Consider the following 17,835-nt stretch of genomic DNA (forward strand, 5'->3'; position numbering starts at 1 on the left):
TCTTCGACGGGCCCGTCGATCACATGCGGGGGCAGAACCTGCTGATCGGCTACATCGGGGACAACTACCCCGACGGCAACATGGTGGTGGTCTCCCCCGACTCGGGCCGGGTGCGCATCGCCGAGAAATGGGCCGACGCGCTGGGCGGTGTTCCGCTGGCGTTCATCCACAAAACCCGCGATCCGCGCGTGCCCAACCAGGTGGTCTCGAACCGCGTCGTCGGCGAGGTTGAAGGCCGCACCTGCGTACTGATCGACGACATGATCGACACCGGTGGCACCATCGCCGGCGCGGTGAAGCTGCTGCACGACGACGGCGCCAAGGATGTGATCATCGCGGCCACCCACGGTGTGCTGTCCGACCCGGCGTCCGAACGGCTCGCGGCCTGCGGCGCCCGCGAAATAATAGTCACCAACACGCTGCCGATCGGTGAGGAAAAACGGTTCCCGCAGCTCACGGTGTTGTCGATCGCGCCGCTGCTGGCCCGCACGATCCGCGCGGTATTCGAAAATGGTTCGGTCACAGGACTATTCGACGGGGACGCCTAGATGGCTTCGGGTGCCCGTGAAGCCGTCATCTACCACAACCCCAAGTGCACTACCTCGCGCAAGACCCTGGAGTTGTTGCGCGACAACGGTGTTGAGCCCAGAATCGTGCAGTATCTCAAGACACCGCCATCCCGCGACGAGCTGGTAACCATGATCCGCGACGCCGGGATCGATGTGCGCAGCGCGGTCCGCAAACGCGAGTCGCTGTACGCCGAGCTCAACTTGGCCGACGCCAGCGACGACCAATTACTCGACGCCATGGCCGAACATCCCATCCTCATCGAACGGCCGTTTGTCGTCACACCGAAGGGCACCCGGCTGGCTCGTCCGGTCGACACGGTCCGCGAGATCCTGTGACACTCGGCGGTCGTTGGACCCGCGGTGCGGCCGCGATACTGCTTCTGGTCGTATCGCCGGTCGGCTGTGGGCCGAAAAACCCTGATTACCAGTCGATTTGGACTACTTCAGCGACGACTCCGACGTCGACTGAGACGCCGGTACCGTTCTCGAAGTATCTGGAAAGCAGCGGGGTGTCCGGCGAGCCGGTGGCGCCAGACAAGCTGACCGACCTGACCGTGTCGATCCCGACACCGCCGGGCTGGGAGAAGGTCGACAAGCCGAACATCGCGCCCACCACGGAGACGATCGCCAAAGGCGAGAGCTTTCCCACGGCCATGCTGATGGTGTTCAAACTGACCGGGGATTTCGACCCCGCCGACTTGGCCAAGCACGGCAACGCCGACGCCACGCTCGCGGATAACTTCAAACTGCTCGACCAGTCCGGTGCCAACTTTCACGGCTTTCCGTCGTCGATGATCGAGGGCAGCTACGACCTCAACGGCAAACGGTTGCACACCTACAACCGGATGGTCATTGCGACCGGGTCGGCGCCCGACAGCCAGCGCTACCTGGTCCAGCTCGCGGTCACCAGCCTGGCCGAACAGGCCGCTCCCGATGCGGCCGACATCCAAGCGATCATCCGCGGATTCGCCGTCACAGCGAAGTAGCCCCCCGGCTCGCAACACCAGCGCATTAGTGTGTTTGCCATGACGTCGTGGACCGCCGCAGACCTGCCCTCATTCGCCGGACGTACCGTGATCGTCACCGGCGCCAACAGCGGACTGGGCGCGGTGACGGCCCGCGAGCTGGCCCGCGTCGGTGCTCAGGTCATCCTGGCGGTACGCAACACCGGAAAGGGCGAAGCCGCTGCCCGGGACATGACCGGAGACGTCGAGGTGCGCCGACTCGACTTGCAGGATCTGGCCTCAGTGCGGCAGTTCGCCCACGGGGTCGACACCGTCGACGTCCTGGTCAACAACGCCGGCGTGATGGCCGTCCCGCACGCGGTGACCGCCGACGGCTTCGAGACCCAGATCGGCACCAACCATCTCGGTCATTTCGCGCTGACCAACCTGGTGTTGCCCAAGATCACCGAGCGGGTGGTGACCGTGTCGTCGTTGATGCACTGGATGGGCTACATCAGCCTTCGCGACCTGAACTGGACGTCGCGGCCCTACTCGGCGTGGGTCGCCTACGGCCAGTCCAAGCTCGCCAACCTGCTGTTCACCAGCGAGCTGCAGCGGCGCCTCAAGACGGCCGGCTCGCCGCAGCGTGCGCTTGCCGCGCACCCCGGTTACTCGCACACCAACCTGCAGGGGCGCACCGGTCGCAAATTCGGCGACGCGGTGATGTCCGTCGCTACCCGCGTGCTCGCCACCGACGCCGACTTCGGCGCCCGCCAAACGCTGTATGCCGCCTCACAGGATTTACCGGGCGACAGCTTCATCGGCCCGAGCTTCGGCATGGCTGGACGCAGCCGGCCGGTCGGGCGCAGCCCACTGGCGAAACGCACCGCCACCGCCAGCGCACTCTGGGACCTCTCCGAACGGCTCACCGAGACCAAATTTCCGCTCTGAGGCGCCGATGCGCTAACCTGGCCGGGCGTCACGGCGAGGGTGGCCTGCGGCGAAACGCGGCAGCCACCGTTATCGACGGGGACCTTGATTCCAGTTTCTATGGTTGCCGCGCGATCCTGGCCGTGCCCAAGACACGTCTCACAGGAGCGAAACCATGGCCAGATCTGCCAACCAGCTGACCGTCTCGGTTCGGACCGAGACCGGCAAAGGCGCGTCCCGGCGCGCGCGCCGCGCAGGGAACATTCCCGCCGTCCTCTACGGCCACGGTGCTGACCCGCAGCACCTGGAACTGCCCGGACACGACTTCGCCGCGGTGCTGCGCCACTCCGGTACCAACGCGGTACTCGAACTCGACATCGACGGTAAGGAACAGCTGGCGCTGACCAAGGCTCTCGACATCCACCCGATCCGCCGCACCATCCAGCACGCCGATCTGCTGGTGGTGCGTCGCGGCGAGAAGGTGGTCGTCGAGGTCGGCATCGACGTCCAGGGCGAGGCCGCATACGGCACCTTGGTCACCCAGGAGGCCAACACCGTCGAGATCGAGGCCGAGGCGTTGTCGATTCCGGAGGTGCTGATCGTCTCGGTCGAAGGCGCCGAACCGGGTACCCAGTTCACCGCCGGGCAGATCGCCTTGCCGCCGGGCGTCACCCTGGTGGACGACCCCGACCTGCTGGTCGTCAACGTGGTGAACGCGCCGACCGCCGAGGAGCTCGAGGCTGAAGGGGCCGGCGAGGTGGCCGAGGCCGAGGAGCCGGCCGAAGAGGCCGCCGAAGAGGCCGAAGCCTCTGAGTCCGAGTCCGAATCCGAATAATTCATGGCCGACCCGCTATTGGTGGTCGGCCTGGGCAACCCGGGACCAAACTATGCCCAGACGCGGCACAACCTGGGGTTCATGGTCGCAGACCGGCTCGCCGCCCGGCTGGGTTCAGCGTTCAAGGCGCACAAGCGCTCCGGCGCGGAGATCGTCACCAGCCGGCTCGGTGGGCGTGCGGTGGTGTTGGCCAAGCCGCGCTGCTATATGAACGAGTCGGGCCGCCAACTGGGCCCACTGGCCAAGTTCTATTCGGTGCCCGCCGCTGACGTGGTGGTCATCCACGACGACCTGGACATCGACTTCGGCCAGATCCGGCTGAAGATCGGCGGCGGGGAGGGTGGTCACAACGGGCTGCGCTCGGTTGCGGCAGCGTTGGGCACCAAGGACTTTCACCGGGTGCGGATCGGGATCGGTCGACCGCCGGGGCGCAAGGATCCGGCGGCGTTCGTGCTGGAGAACTTCACCGCCGCTGAACGCCCGGAGGTGCCGACGCTTTGCGAGCAGGCGGCGGACGCCACCGAGCTGCTCATCGAATTGGGGCTGGAGCCGGCCCAAAACCGCGTCCACGCTTGGTAAGTCGCTGCGAGCAGTCTGCTCGCCGGGCTACTACGTAACCAGGGTGACGGAGCTCGTCCGCCGCAGCTTGCCCGACGGCGTCTTCGGGATCGTCCCGGGACCCAGCACCACGACGTTGCGCGGCCGCACGTCGACCTCGCTCACGACCTCGTGCGCGACCTGATGCTCGATGCGACGCACTGCAACGGGATCCTCGAAGGCATTGGACTCGACGGCGACAGCGAAGGTCTCCCGCGAATGTCCGGCATCCAGCCGGACAGCCACCGCGCAGCCCGGACGGACACCCTCGACGCGGCCCGCGGCCCGCTCGATGTCGGTCGGATAGATGTTGCGGCCGGCCATGATGATGACGTCCTTGACCCGGCCGCAGACAACGATGTGGCCGTTGTCCATCAGATAGCCGAGGTCGCCGGTGTCATACCAGCCGTGCTCGTCCTGGGCCGGGATGAACCCACCCATCGTCGTGTAGCCGGGGGTCACCGGCTCGCCGCGCAACTCGATCACCCCGACGCCGCGGGCCGGCAACACATTGCCGTCCTCGTCGACGATGCGGGCCTCCAGCCCCTGCAGCAGCGGCCCCAGGGAGGCGAGCCGTTTGGTGTTGCCCTTGGTGGCGGGCACGGCGCGACGCAGCGCGGCCAGCAGATCGGCGTCCACCTCGTCGACCACCAGCCCGTCACCGAGTTCGGAGAAAGACACCGCGAGCGTCGTCTCGGCCATTCCGTAGGCGGGCATGATCGCTTCGGGCCGCAAGCCGAACGGCTTTCCGGCCTCGATCAGGTCCTCGACGTCCGCTGGGTCTACCGACTCGGCACCTGACAGCGCGAACCGCAGCGTCGACAGGTCGAACTGACCGGGCGTGGCCTGGTTGCGCAGCCGCTTGGCGAACAGCGCGTAGGCGAAGTTGGGCGCGGCCGTCATCGTGCCGCCGTACTTGTCGATCAGCTTGGCCCACAGCAGCGTGTCGCGCAGGAAGTCCATCGGGGTGACCTTGACCAGCTCGACACCGAAATACATCGGCACAGTCAGGAAGCCGACCATACCCATGTCGTGGAAGCACGGCAGCCAGCTGAGCATCACGTCGTTGCCGCTGGGGTCCATCTTGGCGGAGATGAACATCGCCTCGGCGTTGGAGTAGACGTTGCGGTGCGTGATGTGCACCGCCTTGGGGGAGCCGGTTGAGCCCGACGTCAGCTGCATCAGCGCCAGATCATCCTCGCCGGTGGCGATCGGGTCGATCGGGTCGAATGCCAGCAGCTGCTCGACGGTCAGCACCTCGATCCCGCGCTCCGTCAGCACCGGCGCGGCCGCCATGAACGGGTCGGAGACGATCACCACCTTCGCCTCGATCATGTCGATGACGGTGGTGGTGTCGTTGGCCCACAACTGGAGGTCGGTGCGAGGCGTGGGCTGGTGCAGCATGGTCAGGCTGGCGCCGCGCATCCACAGGCCTTGGGCCGTCGGCGCGATTTCCACCGGCGCGCCGGCCAGCACGCCGACCACGTCACCGTGGCCGACTCCAGCAGCGGCCAGGCCGCCGGCCACTTGGCGTGCACGCTGGTAGACCTCCAGCCAGGTGTGCCGGACCGGCTGGTGCGGGTCGCCGGTCACCATGCCCTTGGTGCTCTCGTGGGCGCGGCGGAACATGTTCTCGGTAAACCTGCTCACGACGGCCTCCTCGGCTCCGGCGCCAACGCCCAGCATCTAATGCTGCCCCTGCTCAAGCACATTTTGGAGCAGCCGCACGCCCACAATTGGGCTGCGATTTCGTGTCGAATCGGTGATGAAGCGGTAACCTCACGCCACGTTGCGGTTGCGGCGCGGACACGGCGGTCACCCCGACTTTTGGGGTTCATGCAACGCCCCCCGGCATGATCGGCGGGCGAGGGAACCAGGCGCATTTCTTGACCGGCATTTGTCACCGCCGAACATCTTAAACTCCTCTTAAGTAACTGCCAAACTCGCGGGTGGAATCGGGTGTTCGTCACACCCCCGTGACAGGTGCCGGCACCACCCGCGCGCCGTGCACCGGCCCGCTGGCAACGCGTACGGTTCGGCAGACACCGGCGCCCGAGAGCTCGGTGCCGACGTCCACCGCAGCGGGCGCCGACCGGCACAGGAACGTACACGTCGGTCCGGAACCCGACACGATGCCCGCCAGCGCGCCCGCCTCGACGCCGGCACGCAAGACGCGGCGTAAGGCCGGATCCTTGCTCAGCGCGGCCGCCTGCAGTTCGTTGCCCAACAGCGGCGCCAGCTGCTCGGGGTCGCCGACCGCCAGCGCCGCCAGCACCGGACCGGGTTCGTCGAGCCGAGGTGGTGTCCCGACCTCCCGAAGCCGGTCCAGTTCACTGAACACCGCCGGGGTGGACAACTCGCCCTCGGCGAACGCCAGCACCCAGTGGAAAGTGTTGCGGGCCAACACCGTCGCCAACTCCTCCCCGCGACCGGTACCCAGCGCGGTGCCGCCGTGCAGTGCGAATGGCACATCGCTGCCCAGCTTCGCGGCCAGCATGTGCAGATCGCGACGTGGCACACCGAGTTCCCAGAGCGAGTTCATCGCGACCAGTACGGCCGCCGCGTCTGCACTGCCACCCCCCATTCCGCCGGCCACTGGGATGGACTTGTCGATGGCGATCGAGACGTCGGGCGCCAGGCCCACGTGGTCAGCCATCAATTCGGCGGCTTGCCACGCCAGATTGCGCTCGTCGCGGGGCAGCTGGTCGGCGCCCTCGCCGCTGACCTCGAGCGAGATCACATCGGCGTTGCGGACGGTGACCTCGTCGACCAGGGAGACGGCGTGAAACACCGTTGTCAGGTCGTGATAACCGTTCTCGCGCCGCTCGCCGACGGCCAGATACAGGTTGATTTTGCCGGGCGCCCGGACCGTAACTGACCCAGTGGGCACCCACTGAGCAGCGGTGCTTCCGTCCATCGGCACCGAACGAGACTATCGCTCGCCGCGGGCGAAATCGAAGCCCCTCGGCCCCTCAGCTCGCCGAGGCCTGCCGCTGCGGGAGGCCCGCGGCGGTGTTGTCGCCGACTTCACCCGAGCGCTGATACAACCGAACGAATTCGTCGACGGTCAGCGTCTCACCCCGGCGCGCCGGGTCGATGCTGGCGGCCAGCAACCGACTCGCCGATTCGTTGCCCGAACCCGCCCACTCGACGAACGCATTGCGAGATGTCTTGCGCCGCTGAGCAAATGCGATATCGACAAGTTTGAACACGTCTTGACGGAAGGCCTTGTCGGTCGGCCAGGGCGGGTTTGCATACCGATCGATGCGCACCAACCCGGAATAGACGCGCGGAATAGGCCAGAAGACGGTCGGTGACACCGTGCCGTGGCGGCGGACCTGTCCGTGGAAGCGGACCTTGACGCTGGGCACGCCGTACTCCTTGCCGCCGGGTTCGGCCGCCAGCCGTTCGGCGACTTCGGCCTGCACCATCACCATCAGGGTGCGCAGCGACGGGAATTCGGCGAGTAGGTGCAGCAGCGCGGGAACGGCGACGTTATAGGGCAGATTCGCCACCACCGCCGTCGGCTCGGCAGCCAGATCGGCGGGCCCGATGGATAACACGTCGCGGTTCAGCACCGTCAGCCGGTGAATCTCGCTGTGCGAATGCTCGGCAACGGTCTTCGGCAGCCTGCCTGCCAGCACCGGATCGATCTCGACGGCGCTGACCGTGGCCCCGCGATCCAGCAGCGCCAGCGTCAGCGATCCCAGACCGGGGCCGACCTCTAGGACGTGATCCTGCCGGTTGACTCCGGAGGACGACACCACCCGACGCACCGTGTTGGCGTCGTGGACGAAGTTCTGTCCCAGAGATTTGCGCGGCCGGAATTCGAGTTCTTTTGCCAGCCTTCGGATCTCGGTGCGCCCGAGCAACCGGATGGTCAGCGCGCACCCGCTCTTCCGCTGCACACCGGCCACGCGCCCCAACCCTGATGAGCACGCGTCACCTCCGCAACGGTGATCTGCTCTTCCCGGCTTGCCAGATCGGCGCGCGGGGCAAAGCGCAAACCACCGTTGCGCTCCCAGGTGTTCTGGTCGAATTGCACGCCACCGTAGTAGCCGTTTCCGCTGTTGATGGCCCAGTTTCCGCCGGCTTCGCAACGCGAGATGGCGTCCCAGATTTCTCCGTTGGCGACCTGCGGGACGTCGGTGCCCGGTTTGGTTCCGACCCGTACCAGCGCCTCGCGGGCAGGGGTGATGACGTGGCTGGCCACCGGCAGCCGGCCGGTTTCGACGCCGTTGACCTTGGACACCGCGAAGGTCACGTCCTGAGTGCCCGGGATGCCCGGGTTCTGGACGACCTCGCGGTCCATGTTCATGTCCGGGTCCTCGATGCGGTGCCTGGGCGGAACCAACGGCACCCGCACGGTGATCTTCTCGATGCGGTTACGGGTGACCTGGATGTGCATGCCGTCGATCACCGGCGCGGCCGCGCCGGGGGTGACCTGGTCACTTTGCAGCAGCGGCGCCCCGATGCCGGCCAGCAGCTCCCCGACTCTGGCCGCAGCCAGGTGGACATTGCGTACCGCACCGCCGTCGTCGAGTTCGACGGTCTTGGCGCTGACGACCGGCAGGGCCATGCCGGCCAGCGGGACACGGCTGCCTCGCGACGCCGCGGCCGGAGCTGTATCCGTCATCGCGAGCTGGGCCAGCGCCTCGTCGACGGTGGAAGCCGTCGTCCAGACCTGCTTGCTGTTCTGGCCGTCCAGCGAGATCTGCAGCGGTCGGCTGCGCCGCAGCACGATGTTCTCGGTGTCGCGGACTCGCTCGCCGGCGGCGGGATAGAGGTCATCACGCTCGCTGACGTTGAACCCGTTCTCCCTGATGATGTCGATTACCCGCGACTTCATGGTCGTCACGGTCATAGCGGTTCCATCGACGCTCAGCGTCACCGTCTTGTAGTCAGCGACCGCATAACCGCCGGCGAAAGCCAAGACCAGCAGTAGACCCGCGACCAGAAGCCGCAGAGCCGGTGAGGGAGCCTGGTGGAGTCTGGTGAGTACGTTCAAAGCGCGTTATCCCCGACCTCGACAAGAACTTCAGCAACAGTTCAGTGACAAAGCAAAAGGCCCACCTGGGGCCTCACCGTTCGATCACAAGACGGTAACGAACCGGCCTAGATAGAGCAACTCGGGCGGCAGTCGCCTTAACGGACTCTTAACTCTCTAACGCTAATCCGTAGGCGCCGCGCGCATTGCCGGTGGTGATCTCGGCCAGTTCGTCGGCGGGCCGATCGATGAGCTCGGCCAGCGCCCGAACAGTGTAGGGCAGGCAGTACGGCTCGTTGGGCGCCCCCCGGTAGGGATGGGGCGTCAAAAACGGCGCGTCGGTCTCCACCAGCAGCTGCGCGACAGGGATCAGCGGGACGGCTTCCCGCAGCTCACGTGCATTTCGGAAGCTCACCGTCCCGGACAGGCTGACCAGCCACCCGGCGTCGACGCAAGCGCGCGCCAAGGCGGCGCCCGACGAGAAGCAGTGAAAGATCACCGTGTCCGGCGCGCCCTCGGCGCGCAGCACATCGAGCACCTCGGCGTCGGCATCGCGGTTGTGAATCATCAGCGGTTTGCCGGTTCGCTTGGCCAGGTCGATATGCCACGCGAAGGCCTCCCGCTGCACAGCCGGCTCCGCGCAGCCGTCCAGCCGGCCCGGCCAGTACAGATCCATGCCGGTCTCGCCGATCGCCACCACCCGCGGGTGGGCAGCCAATCGTTCGATCTCGGCTCGGGCCGCATCGGTGAGCGCGTCGGCGCGGGTCGGGTGCAGCGCCACCGCGGCATAGACCCGCGGATCCCACTCGGCCGCACGCGTCACCCAGTGCGCCGAGGCCAGGTCGTCGGCAATGGTGACCACCGCGACCACACCGACCGCCGCGGCGCGGTCGACGATGGCGCGCACGTCGTCACCGTCCTGCGCGCCGCACGCGTCGAGATGGGTGTGCGCGTCGATCAGCGGGCTCAATCGCTCGGGAGCCGGCGGCGGCTGACGTTTGGAACCCACGCGGACACAATAGGGTGAGACACGATGACGCCCTACTACATCACGACGGCGATCACGTACCCGAACGGTGAGCCGCACGTCGGGCATGCCTATGAGTACATCGCCACCGACGCCATCGCCCGGTTCAAACGGCTCGACGGGTTCGACGTGCGGTTTCTGACCGGCACCGACGAGCACGGCCTCAAGATGGTCGAGACGGCAGCGGCGGAGGGCATTCCCACCGCCGAGTTGGCACGGCGCAACTCCGATGTGTTCCAGCGCCTGCAGGAGAAGTTGAACATCTCCTTCGATCGGTTCATCCGCACCACCGACGCCGATCACCACCAGGCCTCGAAGGAGATCTGGCGGCGGATGGCCGCGGCCGGCGACATCTACCTGGACGCCTACTCCGGCTGGTACTCGGTGCGCGACGAGCGATTCTTCGTCGAGTCGGAGACCGCGCTGGTGGACGGGACCCGGATCGCCGTCGAAACCGGCACACCGGTGACCTGGACCGAGGAGCAGACTTACTTCTTCCGGCTCTCGGCCTATGCCGGCAAGCTGCTGGCGCACTACCAGGCCAACCCGGACTTCATTGCCCCCGAAGTGCGGCGCAACGAGGTGGTCAGCTTCGTCTCCGGTGGGCTGCGCGATTTGTCCATCTCGCGCACCTCGTTCGACTGGGGCGTGAAAGTGCCCGAGCATCCCGACCACGTCATGTACGTCTGGGTCGACGCGCTGACCAACTACCTGACCGGGGTCGGCTACCCGGACACCGAATCCGAGTTGTTCCGCCGCTACTGGCCCGCCGACCTGCACATGATCGGCAAGGACATCATCCGGTTCCACACCGTGTACTGGCCTGCGTTTCTGATGTCAGCCGGAATCGAGCTGCCCCGAAGGGTTTTCGCGCACGGGTTCCTGCTCAACCGCGGCGAGAAGATGAGCAAGTCGGTGGGCAACACCGTCGCCCCGGATGCTCTGGTCGACACCTTCGGGGTGGACCAGGTGCGCTATTTCCTGCTGCGGGAGGTCCCATTCGGCCAGGACGGCAGTTACAGCGAAGAGGGCATCATCACCCGGATCAACACCGACCTGGCCAACGAATTGGGCAACCTGGCGCAACGATCGCTGTCGATGGTGGCCAAGAACCTCGACGGGATCGCCCCGAGGCCGGGCGATTTCACCGCTGACGACACCGAACTGCTGGCCGCCGCCGACGGCCTACTCGACCGGGTACGCGCCGAGTTCGATTCCCAGGCAATGCATTTGGCGCTGGAAGCGATTTGGCTGATGCTCGGCGCGGCGAACAGGTACTTCTCCGCGCAGCAGCCGTGGGTGCTGCGCAAGAGCGAATCCGAGGCAGACCAGGTCCGCTTCGCGACCGTGCTCTACACCACGTGCGAGGTGGTGCGGATCGCGGCGCTGTTGATCCAGCCGGTGATGCCCGAGTCGGCGGGCAAGCTGTTGGACTTGCTCGGCCAGCCGGAAGACCAGCGGACATTCGCCGCGGTCGAAACACGATTGGTGCCCGGCACGGTGCTGCCGACACCCACGGCCGTATTCCCCCGCTACCAAGTCGACTGATCTCGTCGGTCACAAGCCAGCGAGGTGAACATGGACGGTCACGCGCCCCTTGTCGTCTCGGTGAGCTACGGCATGTCCGGTGCGCTCGGCGCCGTCCAGCGTCAGCGAGATCGGAGCGCCATCGCCGACAAAGTTGCGCCACCATGTCTTGGCGTCGGGCAAGTTTGCGTCGATATCGATCTCGTCACCGCGGCGGCGGTATGCCACCGGAGTACTGAACGTCCGTCCCGAACGCCGCCCGGTGTAGGTGATCAGCGTGACACTGCGCCGCAGTCGCGCCCCGAGGCGGGGCGAGTTCGCTATAGCCGCCACCGGCGCATTGAACAGCGGGCCCGCGCGCATGATTAACCGCTTGTAATTGACCATTTTCTTGTTTCCTTTCGATTAGTCGGTGCCGCAGTTCAGATCAGCAGCGTCAAGCACAGCGCCGCAACCGCCAGACCCTGCAACGTGGCCCTGATTACGATCACTTTGTCCCAGTTACGTTGCAGCGCACGGGCGTCCGTCGGCAAATCGGGATGATCGGCCCCGGCGGTCAGTTGCTGGTTGATCGGCTTGCTCACTCGCAGGTAGACCACCAGCCAAATCAGCAGCAGGCCAAGGGCGACACCAGCCGTGCCGGCTTGCGTCCCGTGGCCGGACGCCGCGGCGAACGCCGCACTGGTCGCCGCGGCCACCATGCCGAGCACCCCGGGCACCGGCATCCGCCGGTCGCCGTAGCGATGCACGTTGCCCATCACCGCGAGCAGGGCCCGGTCGTCGATCCGGGCCAGCGCGGGCCGTTGCACCATCGCACAGAACACGTCGGTGCCATAAACCACCGCGGTGCCCAACACCGCGATCAAAGCGAACCAGCCAGCAGGTTGCGTCATCGCACTCTACCTCTTCTCGATTAGGTGTTAGCAACGCTAACCCCCGGCATTGATCGTGTCAATAGCATTGCTAGTTTTTATATCGGCGCTAACATGACTCCATGGCCATTGAAGACCGTCGGGCCCGGGAGCGGGCCGCGCGACGCCAACTCATCACCGACACCGCACGCAAGCTCGCCGAAGACGAGGGCTGGGACGCCGTCACCACCCGCCGGCTTTCCACCGAGATCGAGTACAGCCAGCCGGTGTTGTACAAGCACTTCTCCAGCATGGACGGAATCGTCGCCGCCGTCGCCGTGCAGGGATTCGGTGAGCTCGCCGACGCGCTCTCTGCGGCACGCGGTGGCGCTACCGACGGCAGGGACGCCTTGGCGCGAGTCGCCCACGCGTTCATCGGGTTTGCCCATGACAATCCCGCTCTGTTCGACGCGATGTTCACCCGCGCCACCACGCTGCGCTTCGCCACCCCGGAAACCCCGGCCGAGTTGAACGCGGCATTCGCCGAACTGCGCGCGGCAGTCGACCTGGTCGCAGGCACCCGGGACACGGACACGCTGGCCGAGGTGGTGTGGGCGGCGCTGCACGGGTTGGTCACCCTCGACCGCAGCGGCCGGTTACGTCCGGAGTATTGGGTCGCGCGCGTGGATCTGCTGGTCTCTGCGTTCTCGCGGCCGACGTGAGCCTGGTCACAGCCGCCGAAACCCCGTCACATCCGCGACCTCGGCGGTGTCTCAAGGGCAGAACATCCCGCGAGAACAGGAGACAACAATGACCGAGCAGCACGCTCACATCGTCGTGATCGGTGGCGGATACGCCGGAACACTGGCCGCCAACCACCTGCGGCTGCGCGCCGACGTCGAGATCACGTTGGTGAATCCACGTCCGTGTTTCGTCGAGCGAATCCGGTTGCATCAGCTGGCCGCACGCAGTGGCACCGCCGCCGTCGACTACGGCACGCTGCTCGGCGAGGGCATCCGGCTGGTCGTCGACAGCGCCGAGCGGATCAACAGCTCCGACCGCCAGATCGAGCTGGCTTCTTCCTTCGTGTTGGATTACGACTACCTGATCTACACCGTCGGCAGCACCGGCGCGGTGCCGGCAACGGTGCCCGGCGCAGTCGAATTCGCCTATCCGATTGCTGAATTGGAGCATGCCGAACGGTTGCGTGACGCATTGGACGAGCTGCATCCCGACGCGCCGGTCACCGTCGTCGGCGCCGGCCTGACCGGCATCGAGACGGCATCCGAGCTGGCCGAGCAGGGCCGGCGGGTGACCCTGGTCTGCGGCGGGGTGCTGGGCCCGTCGCTGAGCGGGCCCGGACGCCGTTCGGTGGCCAAGTGGCTGCGCCGCCTCGGTGTCGACGTGCTCGAGGCGGCCGTGGTCCGCGAGGTCGGCCAGGCCGCGGTCGTGCTGTCCGACGGTGCCCTGCTGCCAAGCGCAGTGACGGTGTGGACGGCGGGCTTCGGCGTGCCGGAGCTGGCCGCCCGAAGCGGGCTTCGCACCGACGAACTGGGCAGGCTCCTGACCGATGAGACACTGACCAGCGTGGACGACCCCCGCATCGTGGCGGCCGGCGACGCCGCCGCGCCGTCCGGCCAGCCGCTGCGGATGAGCTGCCAAGCCGCGATCCCGCTCGGCGCCCAGGCGGCCAACACGGTGCTGAGCCGCATCGCCGGTACCCCGCCCGCGGTGGTCAACCAGGCGTTCACCGGGCAGTGCGTCAGCATCGGCCGCTCGTACGGCACCATCCAGCTCGCCCGTCCCGACGACACCCCGGTGAACGTCGCGATCGGCGGCCGGGTCGCCGCGTCGATCAAAGAAGCGGTCTGCAAAGGCACTGTTTGGGGTATTCGTCGCGAGGCCGCCAAGCCCGGGTGGTATCGCTGGCTCAAGGGCGGCAACCGTCCCGAGCAGCCGGCAAACGACACGGTGACGGTGCCGTGAGCAGCTCCGACGAACACACCGAACGGTTCGTGCTACTGCGGCCGTTGCTGTTCACCATCGCCTACGAAATCTTGGGTTCGACAACCGAATCCGATGATGTTCTTCAGGACAGCTACCTGCGCTGGGCGCAGGTAGATCTGTCCGGGGTGCATGACACCAAGTCCTACCTGGCCAGGTTGGTCACCCGTCAGGCGCTCAACGCGCTACGCGCCGGCGCCCGGCGGCGAGAGGACTATGTCGGGCCGTGGCTGCCGGAGCCACTGCTGCTGGACGAGCAGGATCCGTCGGCCGATGTCGTACTGGCCGAATCGGTTTCGATGGCGATGCTGGTGCTGCTGGAGACCTTGAGCCCCGACGAGCGCGCAGTTTTCGTGCTGCGCGAGGTGTTCGGGTTCGATTACGACGAAATCGCCGCGGCGGTAGGCAAATCGCTGCCGGCGGTGCGGCAGGTCGCGCATCGGGCCCGCGAACACGTGCAAGCCAGACGCCGGCGCTTCACCCCGGTCGACCCCGAGCAGAACGCACGAATCACCACGGAATTCATGGCGGCAGCGGCCGGCGGCGACGTGCAGAAGGTGATGTCGATGCTGGCCCCCGATGTGGTGTGGACCGCCGACAGCGGTGGGAAGGCCAGTGCGGCACGTCGACCGGTGGTCGGGGCCGACAAGGTCGCCCGGGCCGTCGTCGGGCTGATCGGCCGTGGATTGCAGCTGCCCGACGTCCGGGCGGAGATGGCGATCTGCAACTCGGCGCCGGCGGTGGTGCTCTACGCCGGCGACCGCCTGGAGGGTGTTTTTACCGTTGAGATCGTCGACGGCAAGATCACTAACTTCTACGCGATGCGCAATCCCGACAAGCTGGCGGCCCTGACGACCGTGCGTCACATCACACGCGGCTGAGATCTGCCAAGCTGGGGAGGTGAGAGTCGACCGGCTCGGCGAGCTTGGCGGCGCACCCGAGGTGCTGCGCGCCATCGGCGATGCCACCAACCGGCTGGACCTGCCGCCACCGGCCGCGCTGACCGGTGACTGGTTCGGCGCGCTGGCGGTGATCGCGCCGACTGTGTCGGTGCGACCGGTCGACCCCGCCGAGGCGTTCGCCGTGCGACCGGGCTCCGATGGGGCGGCGGTCGGTGGCGGCTGGGTCGGCTACCTGTCCTACCCGGATTCGGGCGCCGGCGGACAGCCCGCCCGGATACCGGAAGCTGCCGGCGGGTGGACGGACTGCGTGTTGCGCTGCGACCGTGACCGGCAGTGGTGGTACGAGAGCCTGTCCGGCGCTCCGATGCCGGCCTGGTTGGGGGATGCTCTCACGGCGCCGGTGCCGGCGCGGCCGTACCGGATCGACTGGGACGCGGCCGACCGCCGCGCGCATCGCGACGGGGTGCTGGCCTGCTTGGAGGCCATCCGCGCCGGCGAGGTCTACCAGGCCTGCGTGTGCACCCAGTTCGCCGGCACGATCGCCGGGGAGCCGCTGGATTTCTTCATCGACGGCGTCGCGCGCACCGCGCCGGCGCGGGCAGCCTATGTCGCCGGACCCTGGGGCGCGGTGGCATCGCTGTCGCCCGAACTCTTTTTGCGGCGCAGGGGTGACGTCGTCACGTCGAGCCCGATCAAGGGCACGCTGCCGCTGGACGCTCCCCCGTCGGCGCTGAGAGCCTCGGTCAAGGACGTCGCCGAGAACATCATGATCGTCGACCTGGTCCGCAACGACCTGAGCCGGGTCGCGGTCACCGGATCGGTCACCGTGCCCGAGCTGCTGGTGGTGCGGCCCGCGCCAGGCGTGTGGCACCTGGTGTCGACGGTGTCGGCGCGGATGCCGGTCGAGCTGCCGACGTCGGCGCTGCTGGACGCGGCCTTCCCGCCCGCCTCGGTTACCGGCACGCCCAAACTTCGTGCGCGACAATTGATTTCACAATGGGAACAGTTCAGGCGTGGAGTGTATTGCGGCACAGTCGGTTTGGCTTCACCGGTCGCCGGCTGTGAGCTCAACGTCGCGATCCGCACCGTGGAATTCGACGCGGCGGGCAATGCGGTGCTCGGGTCCGGCGGTGGAATCACCGCCGACTCCGACGCCGACGCCGAATGGGACGAATGCCTGCACAAGGCGGCGCCGATCATCGGCGCGGGAATTCCCGCAGAGCTTTTCGCGCGGTAGTCAGCCCTGATCGCTCCCCCGCTGCCGCGAACGCAACACCGCGTCGTAGAGCGCCCGCCGCGACTTCAACTCCGGATGCGCCTCGGCCACCTGGCTGCAGGCGTCCTTGACGCGGATTCCCGCGGCGGCCACGGCCTCGACCTCAGCGACCAGCGCCGGCAGGTCAGCGCGGACAGTGGCGCCGGCCAGCACGACGGTGATCTCGCCCAACACGCCGTCGGCCGCCCAGGTCGCCAGTTCTGCCAGCGACCCGCGCACCACTTCCTCGTGCACCTTGGTCAGCTCTCGGCACACCGCCGCCCGGCGATCCCCGCCGAGCCGCTCGACCGCATCACGCAGACATGCGGGTAGCCGGCGCGGCGATTCGAAGAACACCGCCGTGCGCCGTTCCTCGGCCAGCGATGCCAGCCAATCGCGGCGCGCCGCCTGCTTGCGCGGCGCGAATCCCTCGAAGCAGAACTTGTCTGACGGCAGCCCCGAGACCGCCAGCGCTGTGGTCACCGCCGATGGACCGGGCAGACACCGTATCGACAAACCGGCGTCCAGGCAGGCCAGCACCAGCCGATGGCCCGGGTCGCTGATCAGCGGCATCCCGGCGTCGCTGACCACCAGCACCGTTGCGCCTGCGCTGATCTCGTCGATCAGCTCAGGCACCCGGGACGCCTCGACGTGATCGAAGAAGCTGACGATCCTCCCGCCGATCCGGACATCGAGCGCTTTGGCCAGTGTCCGCACCCGGCGGGTGTCCTCGGCGGCGACGATGTCAGCCGACGACAAGGCGGTGATCAGCCGCGGTGAGGCATCGGACGGCTGGCCCAACGGCGTCGCGCCCAGCAACAGTCGGCCACCGGTCATGCGCCACAGCCTACGATTGTTTGTGATGACCGCCCTGTCCGATGAACTCGTCGCTACCGAGCGGGCAGTCCCTGTCATCAGCCCCGGGCCGATGATGCCGGTACCCGACTTCGGTCCCGTGGACCGGTTAGAGGGCTGGGTCGTGACCGCGGTGATCACTGCTCTGGCGGCGGTGACCCGGACGGTGAACCTGGGTTCGCCGACCGATGCCGGCACACCGATTTTCGACGAGAAGCATTACGCGCCGCAGGCCTGGCAGATGCTGCATAACCACGGCGTGGAGGACAACCCCGGCTACGGCCTGGTCGTTCATCCGCCGATGGGCAAGCAACTGATCGCGATCGGTGAAGCGCTCTTCGGCTACAACGGGCTGGGCTGGCGGTTCACCGGCGCAGTGCTCGGCATTTTGCTGGTGGCGCTGGTCGTGCGGATCGCGCGTCGGATCAGCCGCTCGACGTTGGTCGGCGCAATCGCCGGACTGCTGCTCATCGGCGACGGGGTCAGCTTTGTCGTGGCGCGCACCGCACTACTCGACGGCTTCCTGGCGTTCTTCGTGGTCGCCGCGTTCGG

The 17,835-nt window shown here is 67.2% G+C and carries 19 protein-coding genes and 1 pseudogene; 12 read left to right on the forward strand and 8 right to left on the reverse strand.

Going from position 1 to position 17,835, the window contains the following annotated elements:
- The 6 genes and pseudogenes from prsA to pth all read left to right on the forward strand — a co-directional run.
- Positions 1 to 548: pseudogene (gene prsA / locus ACLQI9_RS15195) on the forward strand (ribose-phosphate pyrophosphokinase); the annotation flags it as partial.
- A complete protein-coding gene (arsC, locus tag ACLQI9_RS15200; protein ID WP_442391853.1) occupies positions 549 to 905 on the forward strand; it encodes an arsenate reductase (glutaredoxin) in 357 nt (118 codons plus the stop codon).
- Positions 902 to 1,555, forward strand: coding sequence for an LpqN/LpqT family lipoprotein (locus ACLQI9_RS15205; RefSeq protein WP_442391854.1), 654 nt, complete (start codon positions 902 to 904; stop codon positions 1,553 to 1,555). Before arsC ends, ACLQI9_RS15205 begins: the two co-directional genes overlap by 4 nt.
- Positions 1,556 to 1,594: 39 nt before the next feature.
- Positions 1,595 to 2,464, forward strand: coding sequence for an oxidoreductase (locus tag ACLQI9_RS15210; protein WP_442391855.1), 870 nt, complete (start codon positions 1,595 to 1,597; stop codon positions 2,462 to 2,464).
- A gap of 154 nt (positions 2,465 to 2,618) precedes the next feature.
- On the forward strand, positions 2,619 to 3,278 hold the full coding sequence (locus ACLQI9_RS15215; protein ID WP_442380388.1) for a 50S ribosomal protein L25/general stress protein Ctc: 660 nt from the start codon (positions 2,619 to 2,621) through the stop codon (positions 3,276 to 3,278).
- A gap of 3 nt (positions 3,279 to 3,281) precedes the next feature.
- On the forward strand, positions 3,282 to 3,857 hold the full coding sequence (pth, locus tag ACLQI9_RS15220) for an aminoacyl-tRNA hydrolase (RefSeq protein ID WP_442391856.1): 576 nt from the start codon (positions 3,282 to 3,284) through the stop codon (positions 3,855 to 3,857).
- 30 nt (positions 3,858 to 3,887) lie between these two features.
- On the opposite strand, the gene ACLQI9_RS15225 is transcribed toward pth, so the two are convergent.
- The 5 genes from ACLQI9_RS15225 to ACLQI9_RS15245 form a co-directional block, all read right to left on the reverse strand.
- Positions 3,888 to 5,525 (reverse strand): fatty acyl-AMP ligase, encoded by a 1,638-nt coding sequence (locus tag ACLQI9_RS15225; RefSeq protein WP_442380392.1) that lies wholly within the window; start codon positions 5,523 to 5,525, stop codon positions 3,888 to 3,890.
- Positions 5,526 to 5,841: 316 nt separating this feature from the next.
- Entirely contained in the window at positions 5,842 to 6,792 is a 951-nt protein-coding gene (locus tag ACLQI9_RS15230; RefSeq protein WP_442380404.1) for a 4-(cytidine 5'-diphospho)-2-C-methyl-D-erythritol kinase, read from the reverse strand.
- Between the two features lie 55 nt (positions 6,793 to 6,847).
- A complete protein-coding gene (rsmA, locus tag ACLQI9_RS15235) occupies positions 6,848 to 7,792 on the reverse strand; it encodes a 16S rRNA (adenine(1518)-N(6)/adenine(1519)-N(6))-dimethyltransferase RsmA (RefSeq protein ID WP_442380394.1) in 945 nt (314 codons plus the stop codon).
- Positions 7,756 to 8,883, reverse strand: a complete 1,128-nt coding sequence (locus ACLQI9_RS15240; protein ID WP_442380395.1) for a transglycosylase family protein — start codon at positions 8,881 to 8,883, stop codon at positions 7,756 to 7,758. The genes rsmA and ACLQI9_RS15240 overlap by 37 nt, the downstream gene beginning before the upstream one ends.
- 148 nt (positions 8,884 to 9,031) lie before the next feature.
- Positions 9,032 to 9,871, reverse strand: coding sequence for a TatD family hydrolase (locus ACLQI9_RS15245; RefSeq protein WP_442380397.1), 840 nt, complete (start codon positions 9,869 to 9,871; stop codon positions 9,032 to 9,034).
- Positions 9,872 to 9,895: 24 nt separating this feature from the next.
- Between ACLQI9_RS15245 and metG the strand changes: the two genes are divergently transcribed.
- Positions 9,896 to 11,437 (forward strand): methionine--tRNA ligase, encoded by a 1,542-nt coding sequence (metG, locus tag ACLQI9_RS15250; RefSeq protein ID WP_442380398.1) that lies wholly within the window; start codon positions 9,896 to 9,898, stop codon positions 11,435 to 11,437.
- 9 nt (positions 11,438 to 11,446) lie between these two features.
- Here the strand turns inward: metG and ACLQI9_RS15255 are convergent, their stop codons facing one another.
- Positions 11,447 to 11,803, reverse strand: a complete 357-nt coding sequence (locus ACLQI9_RS15255; RefSeq protein WP_442391857.1) for a nitroreductase/quinone reductase family protein — start codon at positions 11,801 to 11,803, stop codon at positions 11,447 to 11,449.
- Positions 11,804 to 11,838: 35 nt separating this feature from the next.
- The gene (locus ACLQI9_RS15260; protein WP_442391858.1) at positions 11,839 to 12,309 is read right to left on the reverse strand and encodes an anthrone oxygenase family protein; all 471 of its coding nucleotides are present in this window, start codon (positions 12,307 to 12,309) and stop codon (positions 11,839 to 11,841) included.
- A 101-nt stretch (positions 12,310 to 12,410) separates the two neighbouring features.
- On the opposite strand from ACLQI9_RS15260, the gene ACLQI9_RS15265 reads away from it, so the two are divergent.
- The 4 genes from ACLQI9_RS15265 (at position 12,411) to ACLQI9_RS15280 (ending at position 16,410) form a co-directional block, all read left to right on the forward strand.
- Entirely contained in the window at positions 12,411 to 12,989 is a 579-nt protein-coding gene (locus tag ACLQI9_RS15265; RefSeq protein ID WP_442391859.1) for a TetR/AcrR family transcriptional regulator, read from the forward strand.
- Between the two features lie 88 nt (positions 12,990 to 13,077).
- Positions 13,078 to 14,253, forward strand: a complete 1,176-nt coding sequence (locus ACLQI9_RS15270; protein WP_442391860.1) for an NAD(P)/FAD-dependent oxidoreductase — start codon at positions 13,078 to 13,080, stop codon at positions 14,251 to 14,253.
- Positions 14,250 to 15,152 (forward strand): RNA polymerase sigma-70 factor, encoded by a 903-nt coding sequence (locus tag ACLQI9_RS15275; RefSeq protein ID WP_442391861.1) that lies wholly within the window; start codon positions 14,250 to 14,252, stop codon positions 15,150 to 15,152. The genes ACLQI9_RS15270 and ACLQI9_RS15275 overlap by 4 nt, the downstream gene beginning before the upstream one ends.
- 19 nt (positions 15,153 to 15,171) lie before the next feature.
- Complete coding sequence (locus tag ACLQI9_RS15280) at positions 15,172 to 16,410, forward strand: aminodeoxychorismate synthase component I (RefSeq protein WP_442391862.1); 1,239 nt, start codon at positions 15,172 to 15,174, stop codon at positions 16,408 to 16,410.
- On the opposite strand, the gene rsmI is transcribed toward ACLQI9_RS15280, so the two are convergent.
- A complete protein-coding gene (rsmI, locus tag ACLQI9_RS15285; protein ID WP_442379796.1) occupies positions 16,411 to 17,265 on the reverse strand; it encodes a 16S rRNA (cytidine(1402)-2'-O)-methyltransferase in 855 nt (284 codons plus the stop codon).
- 25 nt (positions 17,266 to 17,290) lie between these two features.
- On the opposite strand from rsmI, the gene ACLQI9_RS15290 reads away from it, so the two are divergent.
- On the forward strand, positions 17,291 to 17,835 hold a 545-nt coding region (locus ACLQI9_RS15290; RefSeq protein WP_442391863.1), incomplete at its 3' end, for a phospholipid carrier-dependent glycosyltransferase.

This window comes from Mycobacterium sp. (genome assembly GCF_052143115.1).
Lineage (GTDB): Bacteria > Actinomycetota > Actinomycetes > Mycobacteriales > Mycobacteriaceae > Mycobacterium.

What these genes read in the sequence shown, in the direction of transcription:
- arsC (WP_442391853.1), top strand. Translation starts at nt 549, where the DNA reads ATGGCTTCGGGTGCCCGTGAAGCCGTCATCTACCACAACCCCAAGTGC.
- ACLQI9_RS15210 (WP_442391855.1), top strand. Translation starts at nt 1,595, where the DNA reads ATGACGTCGTGGACCGCCGCAGACCTGCCCTCATTCGCCGGACGTACC.
- ACLQI9_RS15215 (WP_442380388.1), top strand. Translation starts at nt 2,619, where the DNA reads ATGGCCAGATCTGCCAACCAGCTGACCGTCTCGGTTCGGACCGAGACC.
- pth (WP_442391856.1), top strand. Translation starts at nt 3,282, where the DNA reads ATGGCCGACCCGCTATTGGTGGTCGGCCTGGGCAACCCGGGACCAAAC.
- ACLQI9_RS15230 (WP_442380404.1), bottom strand. Translation starts at nt 6,792, where the DNA reads ATGGACGGAAGCACCGCTGCTCAGTGGGTGCCCACTGGGTCAGTTACG.
- metG (WP_442380398.1), top strand. Translation starts at nt 9,896, where the DNA reads ATGACGCCCTACTACATCACGACGGCGATCACGTACCCGAACGGTGAG.
- ACLQI9_RS15255 (WP_442391857.1), bottom strand. Translation starts at nt 11,803, where the DNA reads ATGGTCAATTACAAGCGGTTAATCATGCGCGCGGGCCCGCTGTTCAAT.
- ACLQI9_RS15260 (WP_442391858.1), bottom strand. Translation starts at nt 12,309, where the DNA reads ATGACGCAACCTGCTGGCTGGTTCGCTTTGATCGCGGTGTTGGGCACC.
- ACLQI9_RS15265 (WP_442391859.1), top strand. Translation starts at nt 12,411, where the DNA reads ATGGCCATTGAAGACCGTCGGGCCCGGGAGCGGGCCGCGCGACGCCAA.
- ACLQI9_RS15270 (WP_442391860.1), top strand. Translation starts at nt 13,078, where the DNA reads ATGACCGAGCAGCACGCTCACATCGTCGTGATCGGTGGCGGATACGCC.
- rsmI (WP_442379796.1), bottom strand. Translation starts at nt 17,265, where the DNA reads ATGACCGGTGGCCGACTGTTGCTGGGCGCGACGCCGTTGGGCCAGCCG.